We start from the raw sequence: 22911 nt of genomic DNA, 5'->3' as shown, positions 1-22911 counted from the left end.
CTCTTACTACGCTGAAATAATTTGAGGGCAAACGTATATATGTATTTATTTAATCGAAAAAAAATACTTCTGTTTTTTGCTTTAATAATAATTCAGGCCTCCTTAACAGGATGTAAAAACGATAATACTGATCGCAACAACAAAATACTTCATGTCAGTGATTTGCCTGAAGATAAATATGATGAGTATGGTTGGCTGAAGAAAGAAAAGTATCCCATTAATTTTAACATATCAGGAAATTCACTGAGTGTAATACAACCTTCTCATTCTAAAAGGTTATCAGATACTAAATATTTAAACATCAGTAGAAATAATATTAGAGATATATCACAATTAACAGAATTAGAAAGTCTGGAAGTTTTAAATGCGTCTAAAAACGAGATAAATAGTTTACCTCCATCTATTTCTAATATGACTAATCTTTCCGAATTAAATATCTCATTTAACCACCTTACTTTTATTCCCAGTAACATAGGGAATCTTCAAAAATTAAGGAATCTTAAAATAAGAAATAATTTCATTGAAGAGTTATCAGGAATAGAAAATGGAAATATAGATACGTTGATAGCAGACTTTAATCATATAAAAAAATATCACCTGCTATCTTTGATAAAGGTAATATTAGTTTTTTCTCCTTGAGAAGGAATTTTATATCAAGCTTCCCTGAAATTGATAAAAACAACACTGAATTGAAGGTTCTGAATTTAGAAAACAATAATTTAAATGAATTACCAAACTCTTTCGTCAATTTCGATTCTCTTCAATATTTAAACATTAGTTATAATCAATTCAAAGAATTTCCTGAAGTACTGTTCAAATTAAAAAATCTAAAACAACTAGATATTAGTCATAATAATCTTCAGCTCACAAAAGAAGAATTGAGAGAAATTAGTGAAAAATTTCAGGGTAAAGTGAATATTCAATATTAAGAATGATTTGATCTCAAGTAATTAATATATGATTTTAAGTGATCTGCACGGCAGCGATTGATATAGAAACATCTTGATGTTTCCTCTGTGTACTCTGTGCTCTCTGTGGTAAAATAAAACAGCTTGCTATTTTCTTCGCTTCCTTAGCGCCCCCTTGACGACCTTCTGCGTCGGTGTCAGGGTCAAAGATTTGCGGTGTATTTTTTTATTCGAGTCAAGGGCAATCCTGTTTATCTTTGAATCCTGTTAATTCTGATTCAGATAGTTTTCTCTTCATTTTTGTCTTGACACAAAAACGAAGCAAAAAAGTCAAGACAATATCAAATCTCCAAACACACAACCAACCCACCCTCGTGATATTGTCAATCCTACCGCGCCCTTCTATGCAACGTTTTATATAGGATGCAATTACTATTACCTTCTTGATACTCGTTTTCCGAACATGTTGTATCTACAATTTCCTTGTATCCTTAACGTAAAGACGACGATCTCCATTCTTCGATGTCTGGATAAACTGTTTCTATTAAAAAGAATGTTTCTATAAAACAGCTTGCTGTTTTTCTCTGCGATCTCTGTGTGCTCCGTGGTAATAATTAAAATAGCTTGCTATTTTCTTCGCGTCCTTAGCGCCTTAGCGGTGTGTTTTTTTACTTGCGAGTCGAGAGCAGTCCTGTTAATCTTTTTTAATCATTGTAAATAGTGGTTCTCCAATTTCGAGTCAAGGGTAATTCTGTTAATCTTTGAATCCTCTTAATTCTGATTCAGACAGTTTTCTCTTCATTTTTGTCTTGACACAAAAACTGACGATGCTATCGCATGTCAGCATCCAAGAAACGAAGCAAAAAGGTCAAGACAATATCGATCCTCCTAGCGCCCATTCCTCCCCACCTCCGGAAAGCAGAGTGAGTGTGAGAGTGAGAGCGGAGAATCATTAAATTTAATTGGAGCTATAGGGTCTAAGTATTACCGTGATATAAATAAATTGCGTCAACAATTCTCTGTGTACTCTGTGATCTTTGTGGTATAAAACCTAAACAGCTTGCTGTTTCCTTTGCGATCTCTGCGGCTTTGCGGTGTGTTTTTTTATTCGAGTCAAGGGCAATACTGTTAATCTTTGAATCCTCCTAATTCTGATTCAGACAGTTTCCTCTTCATTTTTGTCTTGACACAAAAACGAAGCAAAAAAGTCAAGACAATATCGATCCTCCTAGCGCCCATTCCTCCCCACCCTCGGGATATTGCCATTCCTACCGCACCCTTCTAAGAATCAACTAATAAAAGATTGAAGCATCGGATGTGAAACCTCCCTTTTTTCTATGTAACATTTTAATTTCATCGATTCAGTAATTCTCTTTGAACCCTGCGGACTCGGTGTTACTTAACTCAAACATCTTGATGTTTCCTCTGTGTACTCTGTGCTCTCTGTGGTAAAATATAACAGCTTGCTGTTTCCTCTGCGCTCTCTGTGGTATAAAACCTAAACAGCTTGCTGCTTTTCTTAGCGTACTTAGCGCCTTTGCGGTGTGTTTTTTTACTTGCGAGTCGAGAGAAATCATGTAAATCCTTCCATCCTGTAAATCCTGATTCTGACAATTATTTATGTAAATCGACAAAGCTGAGTATTCTAATTTCAGTAGTTTTTGAATAATTAATCGGCACCAGCGCGACGCTGGCGCCAGGGACAGAAGAGTGATGGTTCAGTGTCTAAATGAAACCAATAACTTAATCTCCAATAACTAATAACTTAATAACCCAATAACCTAATATCCAATTCTCCCCCCAAACCTCTTAACCTTAACAATTACCAATACACTCAACACGACCATCGATATAGCCGTCACATACACAAAATCAGGAATTGGCATCGGATCGCCTGCCGCGTAGCTGTGTAATCCCGATAGGTAGTAGTTCACGCCAAAGGAGGTCATAATGATCGACCAGAAGGCGAACATACTCGCGATATTGAATACCACATAGTTATTAAGCTTGGGAATGAATCGAAGGTGTAACACGATCGCATATACAATAATGCTGATCAATGCCCAGGTTTCTTTTGGATCCCAGGCCCAGTATCGTCCCCATGATTCATTGGCCCAGACTCCACCTAAAAATGTTCCGATAGTCAATACAAACAGTCCGATGGTCATGGATATCTCATTAATATAGGTCAGCTCTTTTATCCGAATGTTAATTTCTTTTTCGTTCGAACTCTTCCTCATTAATATCAATGCAATGACCATGACTCCGATCAATGCTGACAGAGCCAACGGAGCATAACTGCTGACTATTGTTGCTACATGCACTTTTAGCCAGTAAGACTTGAGCACTGGCATCAGGTTAGTGATTTCCGGATTGATCCAGTCCAGGTAACTCACAAACAATAATGCCCCGGTAAATAACATCGTCAGTGGCAGGGTGAAATCTGACTTGCGGTGAACGATAAATCCACATAAAAGCAGTACCCAGGAAACGAATACCAGCATCTCATAGCCATTGCTCCATGGTGGGTGACCGGAAACATACCAGCGCAACACCAGGTTGGCGGTAAAGATCAGGAAGGTGATCCACGAAATGATGATCATCGAGTTCCACAGGATATTCAGAGGCTTATTCTGTTTGAAGATCTTAGCTATCGCCAACACGAGAAGAATAATACCAATGGTAAAGCATGCCTGGAATAACCAGAAGTTTAGATTGAGCTTGTTGTACCAGATCTCGGCATTCACATGTTTGTAATCAGGAATGTATCCTGCACCCAATACCTGCTGATAAGTATGAATGTAATCTACTTTCTCAACGGCATCGGAATAATTTCCCGATTGCAGGTCGCTGAAGTAAGCAGGGATAATGTTTTGCGCAAAAGCCCTGTCTTCGGCATTGAAATTAGAAAAATCGTGGTTGAAACTATACCAGTTTTTTTCTTTGTCATTTTTCCTTGGGAAGATTTTCAGGTAATTTCCGGAAATCACATTAAAAACAATATTAAAACGCTCATCAACTTTGATGACTTCCTTGTCTTGTTCAGTCCTGTTTGCCGGCTTCTTTTTATTTGCTTCTTCTACTTCTTTAGAAAGAATATATTGTCCGTTTTTACCGAGTAATGCTGAAAAAGGAATGCGTTCTTTTTCTGTCAGGTTTTCATCGAGAACAGACGTTAATTTTTTACCATCGATCTTAATTATTGGGATGTTTTGCCAGAGTGATGGATACATCATCATCGAGATAAATACCTGGTCCGGATTGAGGCGGATTGTCTTTTCTCCTGATGGGATTTCCAGGTACGTTTTCCTTGAGATTTTTCTTAAAAACTCTGATGAAAGAGTATTGATGGGTTTAATTCGTCCGTCGAGATCCTGAACGAGCAATCTGCCAAAGTATTCAGCTTGTTGCTCATCAATGATAACGGCTTTCTCCTGCTGATTTTCCTGTCCGTTTATAATTATTGACGAACCAAATGCCATTAATAGGATCAGTATGTTCGTCTGATTCTTCAGGTTTTTAAGCTTTTTATTTAGCTGTGTATATCGTGAGCCCTTTCCGAATAACGTCCAGAACATGCCAATTCCAAGTAGAATATATCCGGCATAAGTTACCAGCGTTCCCGGCCGGTCTTTGTTTACCGATAATACGGTTCCTTTTTCGTCGGTGTCATAACTGGCCTGGTAAAAGCGGTATCCGGAATAATCCAGTACGTTGTTCATATAGATCCGATAGGGAAAAGACTCCGCTTTAGATTGAACCACCACTTCGCTGGCATAAGACGAAGGACTTGATGATCCGGGATAACGCTCCAGCTGAAAATCTTCGAGCTTTATAGAGAAAGGCAGTTCAATACCTTTGGAACCATACGAAACATCAATCGATAGATCTGCCAATTCAACTGTATGAACTGTCGGTAAAAATCCTTCCCGATACAAGACGTCCAGCTCCTCACTTTCATCTCCAACGGATACTTTCATTCGAACTACATCATCCTTTACCGGATCATTATCACCGGGCTTTTCAGGATTGCTGATAATGTCAATTACACCTTTGTCATGATATTTCAAAGGAACAAATGATAGGTTGTGTAGTCGGAAAACGGTACGTAGTGAAATTTTTTGAAGGCTATCTGCTAATATATGTCCGGGTTGTTGATTGGCCATGATAAAGTAATCAAGTGGGAGGGGAGACTCAATATAGAATTCATCTCCGTCCTGAAGAATATTTATTGCCTCTTCATTGTCACTATTAAACCCAATCGCATGTCCGTGATCGCCAAAGAGTTTGGTTTCCCCCTTTCTTAAAATATGAGTTTCGCGCCCCTGACCTTCGGAAACTACCATTTCGATAAATGGCTCACCTCTTTCCTCATCGCTGTTAATTTCTACCGAAGCATCCGGGATGTATTCCAATAACTCAATTTCAATTTCACGATTATCAAATTCCGGGTTCCAGATAATATCTTCATCAGTGTGATTAGAAAAATGGACTTCCTGGGAAACGCCTTTATGCTGGTCATCTTTGGTGAAATGCACCTGGAGGTATTTTTTATCTGAAATTATAGTGGAGGAAGATTCGTTCTCCCGTATACGCATTACTCCGCTTTCAGAATAATATCTAGTGATAAAAGCCCCGATGATAATGACCAGAAAGGAAATGTGAAATAAGAGGATTGGCCATTTGGGTTTCCTGTAAAGTCGGTATTTATAGATGTTGGTAAGAAAAGCTAAAGCCAGACCGAACATTACCAGTTCAAACCACCAGCTATCATAGATTATTTGCCAGGCTGCAGCTGTTCCGTAATCATTTTCTATGAAAGTTGCTACTGCCATGGAAATAGCAAACGTCAACAACAATAAAAGTGCTAGCACAGATGAGCCGAATAAGCGGTAAAAAAATCGCATATAATTTTGAAAACTTTAAATACTAAACAGAATAAAAGATAGTGCTACTGAGCCGAGGCAGAGACGTTTTCATTATTCCATTTTTGTTCTCTCTCCCTTGCCTGCTCCAACCATTTTGGTAAAAGATTTTCCTTGAATTTTTCTTTATCTTTTCTGAGCTCTTCCATATCGAGGCCAATGTATTCCTGGGCCTTTTCTTTAGTAGATATGTCGGGCATTTGGACAGGTTTATTATGTCCGAGTTCAGCTAAAAGCCTTGCCAGTTTTACGCGGGCTTCCTGGGCAACAACAATTCCCGAAGCTAATACTCTTGATATTTCTGTTGGGGCATGAAATGTTGCTCCGTGAGCTGCGGCGATAAAATCCCATCTCCACTGCGCATGCCTGATATCCATTAAGATAGATTCCATTTGTTCTTCTGTCGCACCAAGATCCCAGCATTTTTTGGCTTCAATGTGTGCTTTCACCAACATTTCTTCCAGTGCCAACCTGTTTTCTTTTACTTTTCGTTGCTTTTCATAAACGTTTTCTTTCAGCTTTTCCGCTTCCTCCCTGTGACACACCTGGCAGGAGTTTTGAATATTGTTTAATGGAGATTGAATATGGTGGTCGGTAAATTTCTGACCTCCCTCACTTTTGTATGGCATATGGCAATCTGCACAGGAAACACCTCTTTTGGCATGGATACCGGTTAAGTAAGTTTCATATCCCGGATGCTGTGCTTTCAGCATCGGAGCCTTACTTATCTGGTGAGTCCAGTCTGAAAATTCGATATTGTCATAGTATTTTTCCATGTCATCAGCGCTCATTCCTTCTTTCCATGGGAACACAAGGTATGGAGTGCCTTCTTTTCCAGGTAAATTTTTATTAAAGTAGTATTCAACATGGCACTGAGCACAAACAAGAGACCGCATTTCCTGGTGAGTCACTTTCTTGATGTCTTTGCCCATCGCATCAAACGCTTCAATCAGCGCAGGCCTTGAAATCTTTAATTTCATCGTATTCGCATCGTGGCAATCGGCACAACCGATCGGATTCACTACCTGGGGGCCTTTTGCTGCCCATTTTCCATCGTAAAACTCAGCAATGCCTATTTCATTCATCAACCGGGGTACATCCGGACTTTTACATGTCCAGCATGTTGAAGGCATCGGTCCGTCATTGGGTCCGTCAGGTCCTCCTGTACGCAGGGTATTATGAATGTCCTCGATAGAATAGAAATGACCGCGGCCCTGGTTGTAATCCTTAGAAAACCCGTATCCAGCCCAGAGAATTACCAGGTTAGGATCCTCTTCAAGAATATCCCGCATGGCTGAGCCACCCTGAAAGGAAACGAAATTCGTGTCAGAAGTTTGAAGGTGCGATTGATATTGTTGCGGATAGTATTCACCCCACACCTCATTTCTTGGGTCATTTTTCATTATATCAGCCTGGGGAACATAGGAAGTATACCTGGCCTCATTTTTTCGATTTATGATACTGGATGCAAGTAATCCTAATAGGAAAACGATTACCAGGGTTACGATGAAAAGGACTTTGTTTTTCATTTCGCAGCGGTTTTGGATTCATCAATTTCTTTTTCCAGCCATTCGGGTATTACTACCTCTGTTTGATTGGTTGGTACTGGTGCTATATTATATTTTACTGTAGTTAATCCGTGCAGCCTGCCATGAGGGACAGTGCGGTGACAACTCCAGCATGTTCTGTCTAATCGGTCTGATTTGTGCGACTCTATCCAGTCTTCGTATTTCGCTTGAGTTATCTGCTGTACATGGCAGCGAATACAATTGTTTTGAACCACTTTCTCAGACTCTTCCCTCATGAAAATCACATCGGGTTCGGCTCTGAGAGTGAATATCGAAGCGTGGTACAATCCGTCTTTCGCTTTAAAGTAATATTGATTGAAAACATTATCATGCGGCACGTGGCAATCATTGCAAGTAGCCCATTCCCGGTGCGAACTGTGCATCCAACTGTTATAAACTGGAGTCATCACGTGGCAGTTTACACAGGCCTGTGGATCATCCGAAAGATAGGAAGTGACATGTGCTTCATAAGCAATGAAAGCACCCAGTCCTAACAAACTGGCAATAGAGACAGTTGCTATGGTCCTCCATCTGGATTTTTTCTTCGGGAAAATGTTCTTAAAAAGTGACAATAGGAATAAGTCGTTTTACTTGTCAAAAGTTAATTAATTAAATTATATTTATCAAAGAGAAACACATTCATTTATCACCTCAATTTTTAACAAATGAAATCATTTTTCATCACCCTACTTTTGTTAACTGCCTATGTCTCTTTTTCACAGGAATTTACTATGGATCTTGATCTGCGCGATCGATTTGAATACCGACATGGGTTTTCAACTTTGTTTCCCGATAATACCGAACCGGCAGCTTTTGTTCGCCAAAGGGCCAGATTGAAGCTGGGTTATGTTAGTAAACTTCTTGAGATCAAATTAAGTGTGCAGGATGTGAGTACCTGGGGAGACACCCGGCAGATTTTGCCTTCTGATGGAAATGATTCTTTTATGCTTTTTGAAGCCTGGGCGAAAATATATTTAAATGATTACTGGGCTATTCAGGCTGGAAGGCAGCCCATTTCGTATGATAATCAGCGGATACTTGGTGGATTGGATTGGGCAATGCAGGGAAGAACTCACGATGCATTATTAGTAAGGTATGATAAAGAAAGCTTAAAGGGAGATTTGGGATTTGCCTTCAACCAGGTTGGGGAACCGATAAACGGAAATGATTACGATATCACCGGATTCTTTTCTTATAAAACGATGCAATATGCTTACTTGTCCAAAAAATGGGATAAGACTGTCGTGAGCTTCTTGTTTTTAAATAACGGGTTTCAGGCTTATGCTGATTCAGCCAATACTATTACTGATGGCGTGTATAACAGGCAGACCACTGGATTGTATTTCTCCGCCCCGACCGGAGATTTTACCTTCAAAGGTTTCGGATATTACCAGTCGGGCAAGGCTAGCCAGGATACAGATCTGAGTGCTTATGACCTTGGGTTGGAAGTAGCTTTTAGTCCGAATAAAACAGTTTTTGCTGCCGGGATGGAGCTTCTGAGTGGGACAGATCAGGCAGGCGATGATAGGAACAGGTCCTTTTTTCCTCTGTATGGAACCAACCATGCTTTCAACGGGTATATGGATTATTTTTACGTAGGAAACCACGCTAACAATGTTGGGTTAAATGATTATTACCTGAGTACAACATTTAAGCCGGGAAAAAGTAATTCGTTAAAAATGGCAGTTCATTATTTTATGTCTAATGCAGATATAATCGGCACAGATGATCGTGACCTGGGAACTGAAATAGACCTTGTTTATACTCATAAGATTAATAAAAATGTAAAGACACAGGTGGGATATTCCCACATGTTTGCTACTGATCAAATGAGCGCCATAAAAGGAGGGACGACCAATGAAAATACGAACAACTGGGCCTGGGTTCAGCTATTCGTTAATCCCCGACTCTTTACACATAATTTGAAAGGGGAGGAAGAGTAAGAGCTAATAACTTAATTATTAGTAACTAATTGCCGCCCTGCTTCGTGTCTCCATGAACCAGTTTTCGGATCTAAGATCCTGAATTATCCATAGCTCCAGATGCGCTTCGCTAACATCTTAAACAGCAGAAATGGTGGAGTAATTGGTAATAACTTAATCTTCAATAACTAATAACTCAATAACTCAATCTCTAATAACTTAATCCCTTATAACTCAATAACCAATAACTTATTAACTAACTACCGCCCTGATTCGTGTCTCCACGAACCGGTTAAAAGATATAAACCAACCTAAACCCATCATTTCATTCGAAGTCGAGATGCGAAGCAGCAAGGAGGTGATTGTTAGATGTTATTATAAGGCACCAGCGCGACGCTGGCGCCAGTGAGACAGCATTATAAATTGCGTCAGCAATTCTCTGTGTTCTCTGTTGTGAAAAAAACAGCTTGCTGTTTCCTTTGCGATCTCTGCGTCTTTGCGGTGTGTTTATTTTATTCGAGCTAAGGGTAATTCTGTTAATCTTTGAATCCTCTTAATTCTGATTCAGACAGTTTTTCTCTTCATTTTTGTCTTGACACAAAAACGAAGCAAAAAGGTCAAGACAAAATTGATCCTCCTAGCTCGCCAACCTCCCCACCCCCTTGACGATCTCCTTGCGTCGATGTCAGGGTCTAATACTCGTGATATTGTCATTCCTACCGCACCCTTCTAAGTATCAATTATATAAAGATTGAAGCATTGGACGTGGAGCCTCCCTTTTTTCTATGTACGAGATTTAATTTCATTGAGTCTGTAATTCTCTTTGATCCCTGAGGACTTTGTGATGCTTCAGTTGAGACTTTTATTAGCTAATAACCAATAACTTAATCCCTTATAACTGAATAACCAATAACTTATTAACTAACAACCGCCCTGGTTCGTGTCTCCACGAACCGGTTAAAAGATATAAACCAACCTAAACCCATCATTTCATTCGAAGTCGAGATACGAAGCAGCAAGGAGGTGATTGTTAGATGTTATTATAAGGCACCAGCGCGACGCTGGCGCCAGTGAGACAGCATTATAAATTGCGTCAGCAATTCTCTGTGTACTCTGCGCTCTCTGTGGTATAAAACATAAACAGCTTGCTGTTTTTCTTTGCGATCTCTGCGTCTTTGCGGTGTGTTTTTTTCTTGCGAGTTGATAGCAATCCTGTTTATCTTTTATAATCAAGGTCAATCCCGGTTCTCCAATTTCGAGTCATAAGCAATCCTATCATCCTATTAATCCTAAAAATCCTAGTTCAGACAATTTCGAGTCAAGCGTACTAATAACTTAATAACCTAATCTCTAATAACTAAAAACCTAACTAAACAAAAAGAGCCCAGTCTCTCGACCAGGCCCTTGGGATCATAATCTTAAATATCTTATTTCAGATCTATTGCGATCATTTTTCCTTCTCCTAAGTTTACTGTATAAGCAAGGCAGTAATCCTTTATTTCCGGATTTACCTCAAAGCCAATATATCCCTCAGACATATCGCCCTTGTTAAGCTCTACCTGTGGAAGCATTTCTCCTTTGTCAACTTCGTATAGAGAAGGAGCATATTCTTCACCTGTTGCATCACGAAGGAAAAACTGCAGGATACTGGACTTCCATTCTTCTGCATCGACATTTTCTACCCTCGTTTTGATGTAGACAAGCTTTTTTCCTTCAGGTATTTCAGAAACGTCAGGGAATTTCGATTTGGCATCACCGAATTCTAAAACGATGATTCTTCTACCTTCCTTTTCTACTACCTCGTTCATTTTACCGGTTGTTACATCACCATAATAAGCAACAGTGTTTTCAACAGCAGAAGGAGAGGATTCTTTTACTTCAGTTTCTTCAACAGTCGCCTTGATTTCTTCGGTAGTTTCAGATTTCTCATCTGATTTGGTTTCAGTGCAAGAATAAACCAGCGACGAAAATGCGATCAAGGCAATTAAAAAAAATGGTTTGGTTTTCATGATAGTACGCATAGTGTTTAAAAAGCCGCAATATAATGGGATTTATTAACTAAGGAAAAATATTTTCATGTTTTGACTTGACTGTGGTATCAACCAAATAATGCTGCTGTTCGACATGTTCCGCAGGGCATGTCGAACCGGTAATAAACCGGATTTGAATCCGGTATGCCCTGGTTCGTGTCCCCATGAACCAGTTAAGACTATTAACCAATAACCAATAACTTAATCCCTTATAACTCAATAACCAATAACCAAATCTCTCATAACTATTCTTACAACCCAACTACAATCACCTTACCTTCTGAAAGGTCAACGGCGTAAGCTACTGCCAGATCAGAATATAACGCATCAACCTCGAAGCCAATATATCCTGTTGAGGTGGCTCCCATGCCTAGTTCTGTATTGGGGAAGTTTTCGCCTTTGTCTATTTCGTACAGGGCAGGAGCGTATTCCTTTCCGGATGCATCCCTGAGAAAAAATTGAACCATACTCGACTGCCACGGATCGATGCCGGTATTCGTTACACTGGCTTTTACATAAACAAGCTTTTTGTCCGGAGCTACTTTGAACAGATCAGTGTTTTTTGGTTTAGCTTCACCATATTCTAAGATCGTGACTTCCTTGCCATCCATTACCACAGTCTCATTCATACTTCCTTTCATTACATTATTGTAATATGATTCCGTGTTTTTAACAGCCATCGATGGCTTTGGAGCTTTGGTTTCTTCTTCATTTTCATCCTCACCTTCTTTTTCATAAGAGCAGGAGAAAAATATTGAAAAGCTAATTAACATTCCCAGAAACAGAGTTGAAGTTTTAGTATTCATATTAATGTTTATGTGTTCTCTATCTCAATTTATAGGTAATCATTCAGGAATCGAAATTTTAAGAGAGCTTTAGTTGATAATTGTTTAAAATAAAAGATCCCGGTGAATCATGGTTCACCGGGATCTTCCTAACCCGTGTACTTTTTTAAAACCTAAATGAAAATCGGAGAAAAAAGGTTGCTGATACGTGTCATCGGAAGTTGAGCCAAATTAACTGTTAAACAGATACCACCTTACCACAAGTGTTACCAAACTATAATCATTTAGATGTAGTTAATCTTCCTTAGAAGTACCAACAACCAGCTGTCTCACATAATTAGTACACAATTAAACCCTTAAAGTAAATGCGATCTGCAGTTTAGTTTCCAAACCTTGATAGAGATTAGCATAGCAGATCGCATTATTGTTTTGGTTGACAGTAGTCAAATATACCCCTGTCGACCCTTTTATAAAATCGATTTTGTCATTAAATGACATTTTTTGATGATTAAAATCTTGAAAAAATTATAAAAAGTGCAGTTCTATGACATTTTAAAGATTTGTGTCATGAAAATGGACTAATTGGGGGAAGGGTAAGGGCATAAACGTGATGCTGATGCCAGTAACATTTTTTATATATGTAGAAAAATTAAATGTTGCATTCTTCCTAATAACTAATAACCTAATAACCTAATAACTCAATAACCAATAACTTATCAACTAACTGACGCCTTGGTTCGTGTCCTCACGAACCAGTTATGACAGATCAAAGATCTTCTTTTATTAAAACTACGAGATGCGCTGTCGCTAACATCTCGAAGAGCTGTATAAATTGCGTCAGCAATTCTCTGTGTACTCTGTGCTCTCTGTGGTAATAAATATAAACAGCTTGCTGTTCCTTCGCGTCCTCGCGCCTTTGCGGTGTGTGTTTTACTCGAGTTAAGGTCAATCCTGTTTATTTTTGAATCTTCTTAATTTTGATTCAAACAGTTTTCTCTTCATTTTTGTCTTGACACAAAAACGAAGCAAAAAGGTCAAGACAATATCGATCCTCCTAGCGCCCATTCCTCCCTACCCTCGGGATATTGCCATTCCTACCGCACCCTTCTAAGAATCAACTAATAAAAGATTGAAGCATCGGATGTGAAACCTCCCTTTTTTCTATGATAAGAGAATTAATTTCATTTAGTCTGTAATTCTCTTTGAACCCTGCGGACTCGGTGTTACTTAACTCAAACATCTTGATGTTTCCTCCGTGTTCTCTATGCTCTCTGTGGTAAAAAAACACAACAGCTTGCTGTTTCCTTTGCGATTTCTGCGTCTCTGCGGTGATTTTAAGAATATGATTTGCTTAATGAGGATCTAAGATGCAATTTTATCTGACCTACGAAATACGCTTCGGTAACAACTCGAAGAGCAGAATAATTGTGTCAGCAATTCTCTGTGTACTCAGTGCCCTCTGTGGTAATAAATATAAACAGCTTGCTGTGTTCCCTAGCGTTCTTAGCACCCCCATGACGACTTCCTTTCAGTCCGTGTCAGGGTAAAAGGATTTGCGGGGTGTTTTATTTTTTAATCGAGTCAAGCATACCAATAACTTAATAACCTAATCTCTAATAACTATATCTTTTTGTAACGGATCTAGATCCTAATGTATCTAAACTTCCAGATGCGCTTCGCTAACATCTGGAAGAGCAGAATAATTGCGTCAGCAATTCTCTGTGTACTCAGTGCCCTCTGTGGTAATAAATATAAACAGCTTGCTGTGTTCCCTAGCGTTCTTAGCACCCCCATGACGACTTCCTTTCAGTCCGTGTCAGGGTAAAAGGATTTGCGGAGTGTTTTATTTTTTAATCGAGTCAAGCATACCAATAACTTAATAACCTAATCTCTAATAACTATATCTTTTTGTAACGGATCTAGATCCTAATGTATCTAAACTTCCAGATGCGCTTCGCTAACATCTGGAAGAGCAGAATAATTGCGTCAGCAATTCTCTGTGTACTCAGTGCCCTCTTTGGTAATAAATATAAACAGCTTGCTGTGTTCCTTAGCGTTCTTAGCGCCCCATGACGACTTTCTTTCAGTCCGTGTCAGGGTAAAAGGATTTGCGGGGTGTTTTATTTTTTAATCGAGTCAAGCATACCAATAACTTAATAACCTAATCTCTAATAACTATATCTTTTTGTAACGGATCTAAGATCCTAATGTATCTAAACTTCCAGATGCGCTTCGCTAACATCTGGAAGAGCATCAGCGTAATAATTTAATGGCACCAGCGCGACTCCGGCGCCAGGGGCAGTGATGAAGTTATTATTCGGACACAAAAAAAAACCGGGCTACAATCAACAACCCGGTTTTATATGAATATCTAATTTAAATGTTGCAGATCTCCCCATGACGACTTCCTGTTGTTAGTTTCAGGGTCCTTCGGCTCGCCAGAAGCGATAAACTTACGATGAAGTTTTAATTTTAATCCATCCGCTCAATATTAGCTCCCAACGCATTCAATCGCTTGTCAATGTATTGGTATCCTCTGTCAATCTGCTCTACGTTGTGTATTACGCTTTCGCCGTCAGCTGATAGTGCGGCGATCAATAGCGATACTCCCGCACGAATATCAGGGGAGGTCATCTGGATGCCCCGGAGATTTACTTTTCTGTCAAGTCCGATCACTGTTGCTCTGTGTGGATCACAAAGGATGATCTGGGCTCCCATATCAATCAATTTATCGACGAAGAACAAACGACTCTCAAACATCTTCTGGTGAACAAGCACTGTTCCCTGTGCCTGGGTAGCTGTAACTAATACAATACTCAACAGGTCAGGAGTGAAGCCCGGCCAGACTGCATCAGCAACGGTTAATATTGATCCGTCAATAAATGTATCAATGGTATAAGAATCCTGGGCAGGAATATGAATATCATCACCATGGAATTCCATTTTAATTCCCAGCTTCTGGAACATCTCAGGGATGATTCCCAATTGGTCAATTCTGGCATCTTTGATTGTGATTTCTGACTGAGTCATAGCAGCCATGCCAATAAATGAACCAATCTCGATCATATCCGGAAGCATGGTATGGGTAGTGCCCGAAAGTCGTTCTACCCCCTCGATGGTTAATAGGTTAGATCCGATGCCATGGATATTTGCTCCCATGCGAACCATCATGCGGCATAGCTGCTGAATGTATGGTTCACAAGCTGCATTATATATCGTGGTTTTTCCCTTAGCCATTACTGCTGCCATGATGATGTTAGCAGTACCAGTTACTGATGCTTCTTCAAGCAACATGTATGTTCCGGTCAGGCCATTCTTAGCCTCAATGCTGAAATGGGAAGTTTTATTATCATATTTGAATTCAGCGCCCAGTTTTTTAAAACCAAGGAAGTGAGTATCTAATCTACGTCGACCTATTTTATCTCCACCTGGTTTGGGAATCGAAGCCTTGCCAAATCGTGCTAATAGAGGCCCCAGCATCATTACTGAACCACGTAGTGAAGCAGCTTTTTTCTTATACTCGTCAGAATCAAGGTATTTGAGGTCAATATTATTAGCTGTAAATCGGTATGATTCATCACCCAGCTTTTCAACTTCTACCCCGATATCGTCGAGCAGGTCGATAAGCTTCATTACATCCCTGATGTTTGGGATTTTATGAATAGTTACTGTTTCTTCAGTCAGTAAAACTGCACAAAGTATTTGTAATGCTTCGTTTTTCGCTCCCTGGGGAATGATTTCCCCCTTCAATTTTGCATTACCCTGAATTCGAAATGATCCCATTTAGTATTTTCTCTTTTTCTTTTTTCCGCCGCCTTTTCCGCCTTTGCTCGACGAAGGCCTGTTTTCTTTATCTCGATATAAGGGGTTGATCAGGTTTTTACCTAAAATAGCATCCCGGTCTACTTCCAGCTTTCCACCGGCTAGTTTTTCAATTTGTTCAATAAGAACGTTGTCTTCGATGTTATCCTTATTCCAGGTCATATAAAAAGTTTTCATCAACCTGGCAATATAGACTACCGCTTCTGTTTGTTGTTGTTGATCCTCCATCTCCATTGCTTCTTTGATTAGCAATTCGATGTTCACCCCATAATGGCGATAACGCATATGGTTGTGCTGGTTGTATTCAACCTTTCGAGGTTTTTTCTCCAGTGTATCAGGGCTCGGCTTAGGGAAAGGACTGTCTACATCCAGTTGAAATTTTGAGATGATAAAAAGGTCATCCCATAATTTCTGGAGGTTTTCTTTCGTGTCTTTCAGATCAGGAATGATCTGTTTCATCATTTCTATCAGTGCTTTAGCGTAACGGGTGCGCTGATCTTTATCATCGACTTCATGGGTGATATAGTCGACTAATTTCTGAACGTTTCTACCATATTCCCTGAGAATAAGGTGGTTTCTCTGTGTGTTATAATCCATTATATGGTTGTTTTAACCGCTGAAATCTATTCAATAATCCTCAGCTTAGCAAAGCTAAGGAGCAATGTTTTTTCTCCAAAATGTTCAAATTTAACTTTTGCCTTCTTTCCGGGACCTCTGTCATCGATCTCAAGTACCTCTCCAAAACCAAATTTAAGGTGCTCGACTTTATCCCCGGCTTTCAGATTTGTTATGTCCGAAGCTTCAAATCCGGCACTCGGCGTATGCTCTTTGGCAGGCTGACGCTGCTGGCTTTTTGTCCGGTCTTTATTTATACTCGATACAAGGTTTTTTGCATATCCACCTGCATTTGATCCGCCTCCGGCAAAACTAGGCCTTTGACCCGGCATTGATTCCGGTTGCCGGCTACCATAGCGTGTACTCATTTTAATATATTGAGGATCGAGCTCATCGATAAAACGGCTCGCTTCACACATTTTCAGGTTTCCAAACCGGTATCTCGAGGTCGCAAAGCTAAGATACAACTTCTTTTCCGCACGTGTTATCGCTACGTAGAAAAGTCTTCGTTCTTCCTCGAGGTCAGCACGGCTATTAAGCATCATCTGGCTGGGGAATAGGTCTTCTTCCATTCCGACAATATAGACATATGGAAACTCCAGTCCTTTAGCCGAGTGAATGGTCATCAGTGTGACCTTATCTTTATCTTCAGCCGATGAATCATCTGCGCTGGTCAGCAGGGCAACATCCTGAAGGAATGCATCCATTGAACGGTCTTCAACATCTTCACTCTCAGCAAAGTCTTTGATCGCATTCAGTAATTCCTGAACGTTTTCATATCGGCTCAGTCCTTCAACAGTCTTATCTGAATAAAGCTCACGCAAAATTCCCGATCCTTTGGCAATAGCTGTCGCAGCATCAAAGGCATCTTTTTGCTCTACTTCTTTCTTAAAACTTTTGATCAGGGTGGTAAAACCATCAATCGCATTAGCTGCCCGTCCGGAAAAGAAGCGATGAGGATTTTGTATCACCTCCCAGAGAGATAGGTTGTTTTCATATGCTGCAACTATGATCTTTTCTACCGTTGTGTTCCCGATTCCACGTTTCGGATAGTTAATTATCCGGCGAAGTGATTGTTCATCATCGTGATTGACCGTGTACCGCATGTAAGCGATCAGGTCTTTGATCTCTTTACGTTGGTAGAATGAAAGACCACCAATGATCTTGTATGGTATATTCATTTTTCTCAACGCTTCCTCCATCGATCTCGATTGTGAGTTGGTTCGGTAGAGGATCGCAAAATCACTATTTTCGAGCTGGTTATTCATCTTTTCTTCAAAGATGGACTGGGCGACCAGCCTTCCTTCTTCATTATCACTTTGAGCTTTGATGACCTCGATTTGGTCACCGGCCTCATTAGATGTCCAAACGCTTTTCTTTAGCTGAGCCTTATTCTTTGCGATGATCGCATTGGCTGATTGAACAATATTTTTAGTACTTCTATAATTTTGCTCGAGCTTGATAATCTTTAGCTCGGGATAGTCTTTTTCGAAATTTAGTATGTTTCTGATGTCAGCACCACGGAAAGCATAGATACTTTGTGCATCGTCACCTACCACACAGATGTTCTGGTGAACCGCAGCCAGTTTTTTGGTGATCAGGTACTGACTCAGGTTAGTATCCTGAAACTCATCGACCATCACAAATTTGAATCGATGTTGATACTTTAACAGGACATCAGGGAAATTTTTGAATAGAATATTGGTGTTGAATAACAAGTCGTCAAAGTCCATTGCTGAAGATTTGACACAGCGCTTTACATATTCCTCATAAATTTGAGCCATTTTTGGCTTCATCGCTGCTTCATCTTCAGCCCTGATCGCTGCATCCTGTTTATAGCGCTGCCAGGAGATCAGCCGGTTTTTTGCTCCGGAAATTCTACCGAGTACACTATTAACTTTATATGTTTTGTCATCAAGATTAAATTGCTTGATCAACTGTCTGATAAGTTGTTTACTATCGTCTGTATCGTATATAGTAAAGTTGCTCGGATACCCGATATGATGAGCTTCAGCCCGTAATATTCTCGCGAAAACCGAGTGGAAAGTACCCATCCAGAGGCTTCTGGCATCAGGCCCGACCACATTTTCGATACGCTCACGCATTTCTCTCGCTGCCTTATTGGTAAAGGTCAGCGCCAGAATCGAAAAAGGATCAACGTTCTTTTCCCTAATCAGATGGGCGATTCGATAGGTTAGTACTCTTGTTTTTCCTGAGCCCGCGCCTGCAATGATCATGCTCGGGCCTTCCACATTCAGGACACCTTCCCGCTGCGGAGGGTTCAGGTGGTCCAGATATTCCAAATTCTCTCTATTGTCCATATTCATCAGTCTACAAATTTAGAAAAAAATAACGGAGAGAAAGTGAGGGAAAGCCTTATTGTCACAGGATGTCAAAAAAATATTTTTAGAAGCATTGAGAGGACAGAAATTTCATCTTTAATAATAAAGGCTTTTGTGCTTTGAGAATGTTCTATCTGAAAAGGAATTTATTTTCATGTCTCATTTTTACTTCGCTCAAATGGTTTTATTTAGGTAGATTTGCAGTTGAATTAATAGAGGAGATAAGAAATGTTAATCGTCAGGGATAAGTTGGTTTCAGATGACATCAAAGACAAGTTTTTTGTTTGCAACCTTGAAAAGTGCAAAGGAGCTTGTTGTGTTGAAGGTGACCTTGGTGCCCCTTTAAATTTTGATGAGCTTGACAAAATGGAAGAGATCCAGGAGCATGTTAAGCCATATCTGAGTGAAGAGGGCAGGGAAGAAATTGAAAAACAAGGTCCCTATGTTGTTGATTTTGAAGGCGATTATTCTACTCCGACAATTGATGGTAAAGAATGTGCGTATGCCTTTTACGACGGAAAAGGTATTCTCAAATGTGGTATTGAGCAAGCTTATATCGACGGGAAAATTGATTACAAGAAGCCGATTTCCTGCCACTTATACCCGATCAGGTTAAGCAAGTTTCAGGATCTTGAAGCATTAAACTATGACCGCTGGGATATTTGTTCTCCTGCATGTTCTTTTGGAAAAGAACTTCATGTTCCGATCTACAAATTCTTAAAAGAACCGCTTATTCGTAAGTATGGTGAAGACTGGTATAAAGAACTGGTCAGAATAATTCAGGAAGAAGACGAATAATTATTGTTTGATAACTATTCCGGCACGGAAGAAAAGAATATTATCCGCCAGATTTTGAGTTCCCCTTTCACTAATGTTATCCAGGTAATCTGTTGTAGGATTTAGAAATCCGGCTGCTGCTGTGATACCAAGATAATCATATGGGTAATACTGTATAGTGAAGGTCAATGGAATAACTGCACTTATATTTCCATAAGTTTCATTTTGGTTTCTCGTCTGGGGAATATCGAGCAAGCGGTTGCCTTCAGCATCTTCCGGATCAAACCTGATTATTCCGATTCCGGCCCCTAGTCCTCCTTTCCACTGATCACTATCGATAAACCACCAGTTGATCTCAGGGTAAATGCTAATTATTGATGATTTGAAATAACTGTTAGTATTATCTACTGCGGCCCTGGTAGAAAAAGATCCACCGGATATACTCCCGGCCATTAGATTTACAGCGAAATGAAGCGTTTTATAATTGAGGGAATGATAAGCAGCTGAAAAATTAAATCTGAACTGGTCGTATCCATTACCCAGGTCACCACGATAAGCCATCGGACCTCCCGTTATCATGAATAGTTTTTCCTTTTTCTCAATACTCTCGGTCTTTGTGGTATCCTGGGCATTGAGTGAGAAAGAAAAAAGTATAAAAACCGATATCAGACTTAAAAATTTAGGCATAAAAAAACCCTGACGAAGCTTCGCATGTCAGGGTAATTTATTATTAAAGATCAGTTAAATCAAATGTATCCATGAAAGCTGTTGTGAACTGACCTTTCTTAAAGTCAGGATCATCCATCAGCTTGATATGGAATGGTATTGTCGTTTTAATTCCTTCGATTACAAACTCCTCAAGAGCACGCTTCATTCTCACGAGGCATTCTTCTCTCGATTGAGCACTAACGATCAGCTTGGCGATCATCGAATCGTAATTCGGAGGAATAGAATATCCGGCATATACATGAGTATCAACTCTTACACCATGACCACCCGGAATATGAAGGTTGGTGATCTTACCTGGTGAAGGCCTGAAATCTCTGCTCGGATCTTCCGCATTAATACGGCACTCCATGGAAAACAGATTAGGGTAGTAATTTTTACCCGAAACTTTTTCTCCCATGGCCACTTTGATCTGTTCTTTGATCAGATCAAAGTCAGTTACCTCTTCAGTGATTGGATGCTCTACCTGAATACGGGTATTCATTTCCATGAAGTAGAAGTCACCGTGTTTGTCCACGAGAAATTCAACTGTACCTGCACCTTCGTAACGGATAAATTCAGCAGCTTTAATCGCAGCTTTACCCATTTTATCACGAAGTTTTTTGTCGAGGATCGGAGAAGGAGTCTCTTCTACAAGCTTCTGGTGACGACGCTGGATAGAGCAATCTCTCTCAGACAAGTGGCAGGCTTTTCCATACTGGTCGCCCATCACCTGAACCTCAACGTGTCTGGGCTCTTCAATGAATTTTTCAAGGTATAGCCCTGGATTACCAAATGAAGCCTCTGCTTCCTGCCTGGCACTGGCCCATGCCTTATCAAAATCTTCTTCTCTTTTGATGATACGCATACCTTTTCCGCCACCACCGGCAGTAGCCTTGATGATAACAGGGTATTTGATCTTGCTGGCAAGCTTTTTACCTTCGCCTGGAGATTTTAATAATCCTTCAGATCCCGGAATAGTCGGAACTCCAGCTTCTTTCATGGTCGCTTTGGCTGTAGCCTTATCACCCATCTTGTCGATGTTTTCCGGTGAGGCACCAATGAATTTAATATTGTAGTCCTGGCAAACCTGTGAAAATTCTGCATTTTCAGAGAGGAAACCATATCCCGGATGGATTGCATCGGCATTGGTTATCTCAGCTGCAGAGATGATCTTTTGAATGCTCAGGTATGAGTCTTTACTAACCGCGGGGCCAATACATACGGCCTCATCTGCAAATTTCACATGGAGACTATCTTTGTCAGCAGTACTGTAAACAGCCACTGTTCTGATTCCCATTTCTTTACAGGTTCGGATTACACGCAATGCGATCTCACCCCGGTTAGCAATTAATATTTTTTTAAACACAACGAATATATTTAAATCAGACAATCAATTAAGATGGGTCAACCAAAAATAATGGCTGATCATATTCAACTGGAGATGCATCGTCAACTAGGATTTTAACGATTGTTCCTTTGATCTCTGATTCAATTTCATTGAATAACTTCATCGCTTCTACGATGCACACAGTCTGACCTGCTTTTACTTCGTCGCCCACCTGGATGAAAGGATCACTCTCAGGATTAGCCGAGCGGTAGAAAGTACCGATCATCGGAGATTTGATAGTTACATAATTACCCTCATCTCCTGAATCAGCAGGTGCTGAAGGCTGAGATGGTTGAGCAGAAGGTTGTGGTGTCTGAGCAGCCGGTGCTGGTGCAGGTGCCGGAGCCGGTGCAGCCTGAGCACTAGGTGCTGAAGACGGCATATTTTTCAGCATGTCTAGAACTTTTTCGTTCAACGCTGCTGATCTTTTGATTTTAAGCTTGATCTGGTCAGTTTCAATATTAACTTCTTCCAGTCCGCTTTCTGAGATAAAATCGATTAAATCTTGGATTTCTTTTGCTTTCATGGTTGTTATTTTACGCGTTCAACATACGAACGAGTTCGGGTGTCTACTTTAATTTTTTCATCCTGGTTAATAAATAGGGGAACCTGAATAGTTGCACCTGATTCTAGTTCTGCAGGCTTGGTGGCGTTGGTTGCCGTGTCGCCTTTCAAGCCTGGTTCTGTATAAGTTACTGTCGCCTCAATAAATGGAGGCATTTCCATATTTAATGGTTTTTCAGTTTCTGCGTGGTAAATGATCTCTACCTCCTGACCTTCCTTCATCAGGTCGGCATTTTCAACGAGATCTGCCTGAAGCTGAACCTGCTCAAATGTATTGGAATCCATAAAATGGTATCCCATATCATCCTGGTAAAGAAACTGGTGAGGTCTTCGCTCGATACGAGCGGTAGTGACTTTAACTCCTGAATTAAAGGTGTTCTCAACCACTTTACCTGTTTCGATGTTTTTAAGCTTGGTTCGTACAAAGGCTGCGCCTTTACCGGGCTTTACATGCTGGAATTCTACAATAGTATAAAGTCCATTATTATACTCTATGCACAATCCATTTCTAAAATCCGCAGTTGTTGCCATATCTTAAAGTCTAATTTACGAATTTAA

General features: G+C 40.1%; 16 protein-coding genes. 4 read left to right on the top strand and 12 right to left on the bottom strand.

The genetic code is table 11. The features are described 5' to 3' along the window. Positions 1-39 precede the first annotated feature (39 nt). Both DCC35_RS16380 and DCC35_RS16375 read left to right on the top strand, forming a co-directional pair. Positions 40-639 carry a leucine-rich repeat domain-containing protein gene (locus tag DCC35_RS16380; RefSeq protein ID WP_137091827.1) on the top strand — a complete coding sequence of 200 codons (600 nt, stop codon included), beginning with the start codon at positions 40-42 and terminating at the stop codon, positions 637-639. Further along, positions 636-929 carry a leucine-rich repeat domain-containing protein gene (locus DCC35_RS16375; RefSeq protein ID WP_175402844.1) on the top strand — a complete coding sequence of 98 codons (294 nt, stop codon included), beginning with the start codon at positions 636-638 and terminating at the stop codon, positions 927-929. The genes DCC35_RS16380 and DCC35_RS16375 overlap by 4 nt, the downstream gene beginning before the upstream one ends. Before the next feature lie 1760 nt (positions 930-2689). Here DCC35_RS16375 and ccsA read toward each other — a convergent pair. The 3 genes from ccsA to nrfH are packed head-to-tail and all read right to left on the bottom strand — an operon-like array spanning position 2690 to position 7973. Beyond that, on the bottom strand, positions 2690-5815 hold the full coding sequence (gene ccsA, locus DCC35_RS16370) for a cytochrome c biogenesis protein (RefSeq protein ID WP_137091825.1): 3126 nt from the start codon (positions 5813-5815) through the stop codon (positions 2690-2692). 44 nt (positions 5816-5859) lie between these two features. Next, positions 5860-7362: an ammonia-forming cytochrome c nitrite reductase gene (gene nrfA, locus DCC35_RS16365; RefSeq protein WP_137091824.1), complete on the bottom strand. Its 1503-nt coding sequence runs from the start codon at positions 7360-7362 to the stop codon at positions 5860-5862. Then, positions 7359-7973 (bottom strand): cytochrome c nitrite reductase small subunit, encoded by a 615-nt coding sequence (nrfH, locus tag DCC35_RS16360; RefSeq protein ID WP_137091823.1) that lies wholly within the window; start codon positions 7971-7973, stop codon positions 7359-7361. Before nrfH ends, nrfA begins: the two co-directional genes overlap by 4 nt. A 93-nt stretch (positions 7974-8066) precedes the next feature. On the opposite strand from nrfH, the gene DCC35_RS16355 reads away from it, so the two are divergent. Continuing rightward, positions 8067-9344: an alginate export family protein gene (locus tag DCC35_RS16355; RefSeq protein ID WP_137091822.1), complete on the top strand. Its 1278-nt coding sequence runs from the start codon at positions 8067-8069 to the stop codon at positions 9342-9344. A 1406-nt stretch (positions 9345-10750) separates the two neighbouring features. On the opposite strand, the gene DCC35_RS16350 is transcribed toward DCC35_RS16355, so the two are convergent. From DCC35_RS16350 to DCC35_RS16330, 5 genes are all read right to left on the bottom strand, one after another. Further along, positions 10751-11332: a DUF4352 domain-containing protein gene (locus tag DCC35_RS16350; protein ID WP_175402843.1), complete on the bottom strand. Its 582-nt coding sequence runs from the start codon at positions 11330-11332 to the stop codon at positions 10751-10753. Positions 11333-11604: 272 nt separating this feature from the next. Next, complete coding sequence (locus DCC35_RS16345) at positions 11605-12159, bottom strand: DUF4352 domain-containing protein (RefSeq protein ID WP_137091820.1); 555 nt, start codon at positions 12157-12159, stop codon at positions 11605-11607. Positions 12160-14610: 2451 nt separating this feature from the next. Next, complete coding sequence (murA, locus tag DCC35_RS16340) at positions 14611-15921, bottom strand: UDP-N-acetylglucosamine 1-carboxyvinyltransferase (RefSeq protein WP_137091819.1); 1311 nt, start codon at positions 15919-15921, stop codon at positions 14611-14613. Next, on the bottom strand, positions 15922-16557 hold the full coding sequence (locus DCC35_RS16335) for a DUF4290 domain-containing protein (protein WP_137091818.1): 636 nt from the start codon (positions 16555-16557) through the stop codon (positions 15922-15924). It lies immediately after the preceding gene. Between the two features lie 26 nt (positions 16558-16583). After that, complete coding sequence (locus DCC35_RS16330) at positions 16584-18878, bottom strand: ATP-dependent helicase (protein WP_137092676.1); 2295 nt, start codon at positions 18876-18878, stop codon at positions 16584-16586. A gap of 267 nt (positions 18879-19145) precedes the next feature. On the opposite strand from DCC35_RS16330, the gene DCC35_RS16325 reads away from it, so the two are divergent. Beyond that, positions 19146-19715 carry a DUF3109 family protein gene (locus DCC35_RS16325; RefSeq protein WP_137091817.1) on the top strand — a complete coding sequence of 190 codons (570 nt, stop codon included), beginning with the start codon at positions 19146-19148 and terminating at the stop codon, positions 19713-19715. On the opposite strand, the gene DCC35_RS16320 is transcribed toward DCC35_RS16325, so the two are convergent. Genes DCC35_RS16320 through efp form a run of 4 tightly spaced genes read right to left on the bottom strand, consistent with a single transcriptional unit; the run spans position 19716 to position 22884 of the window. After that, entirely contained in the window at positions 19716-20381 is a 666-nt protein-coding gene (locus DCC35_RS16320) for a hypothetical protein (RefSeq protein WP_137091816.1), read from the bottom strand. Positions 20382-20424: 43 nt separating this feature from the next. After that, a complete protein-coding gene (accC, locus tag DCC35_RS16315; RefSeq protein ID WP_137091815.1) occupies positions 20425-21768 on the bottom strand; it encodes an acetyl-CoA carboxylase biotin carboxylase subunit in 1344 nt (447 codons plus the stop codon). Between the two features lie 28 nt (positions 21769-21796). Continuing rightward, positions 21797-22315: an acetyl-CoA carboxylase biotin carboxyl carrier protein gene (accB, locus tag DCC35_RS16310; protein ID WP_137091814.1), complete on the bottom strand. Its 519-nt coding sequence runs from the start codon at positions 22313-22315 to the stop codon at positions 21797-21799. A 5-nt stretch (positions 22316-22320) separates the two neighbouring features. Further along, the gene (gene efp / locus DCC35_RS16305; RefSeq protein WP_137091813.1) at positions 22321-22884 is read right to left on the bottom strand and encodes an elongation factor P; all 564 of its coding nucleotides are present in this window, start codon (positions 22882-22884) and stop codon (positions 22321-22323) included. Positions 22885-22911 lie beyond the last annotated feature (27 nt).

Source organism: Mangrovivirga cuniculi (genome assembly GCF_005166025.1).
GTDB lineage: Bacteria > Bacteroidota > Bacteroidia > Cytophagales > Cyclobacteriaceae > Mangrovivirga > Mangrovivirga cuniculi.
The sequence above is the reverse complement of the archived record's forward strand: the minus strand, read 5'-3'. Positions and strand labels throughout refer to the sequence as shown.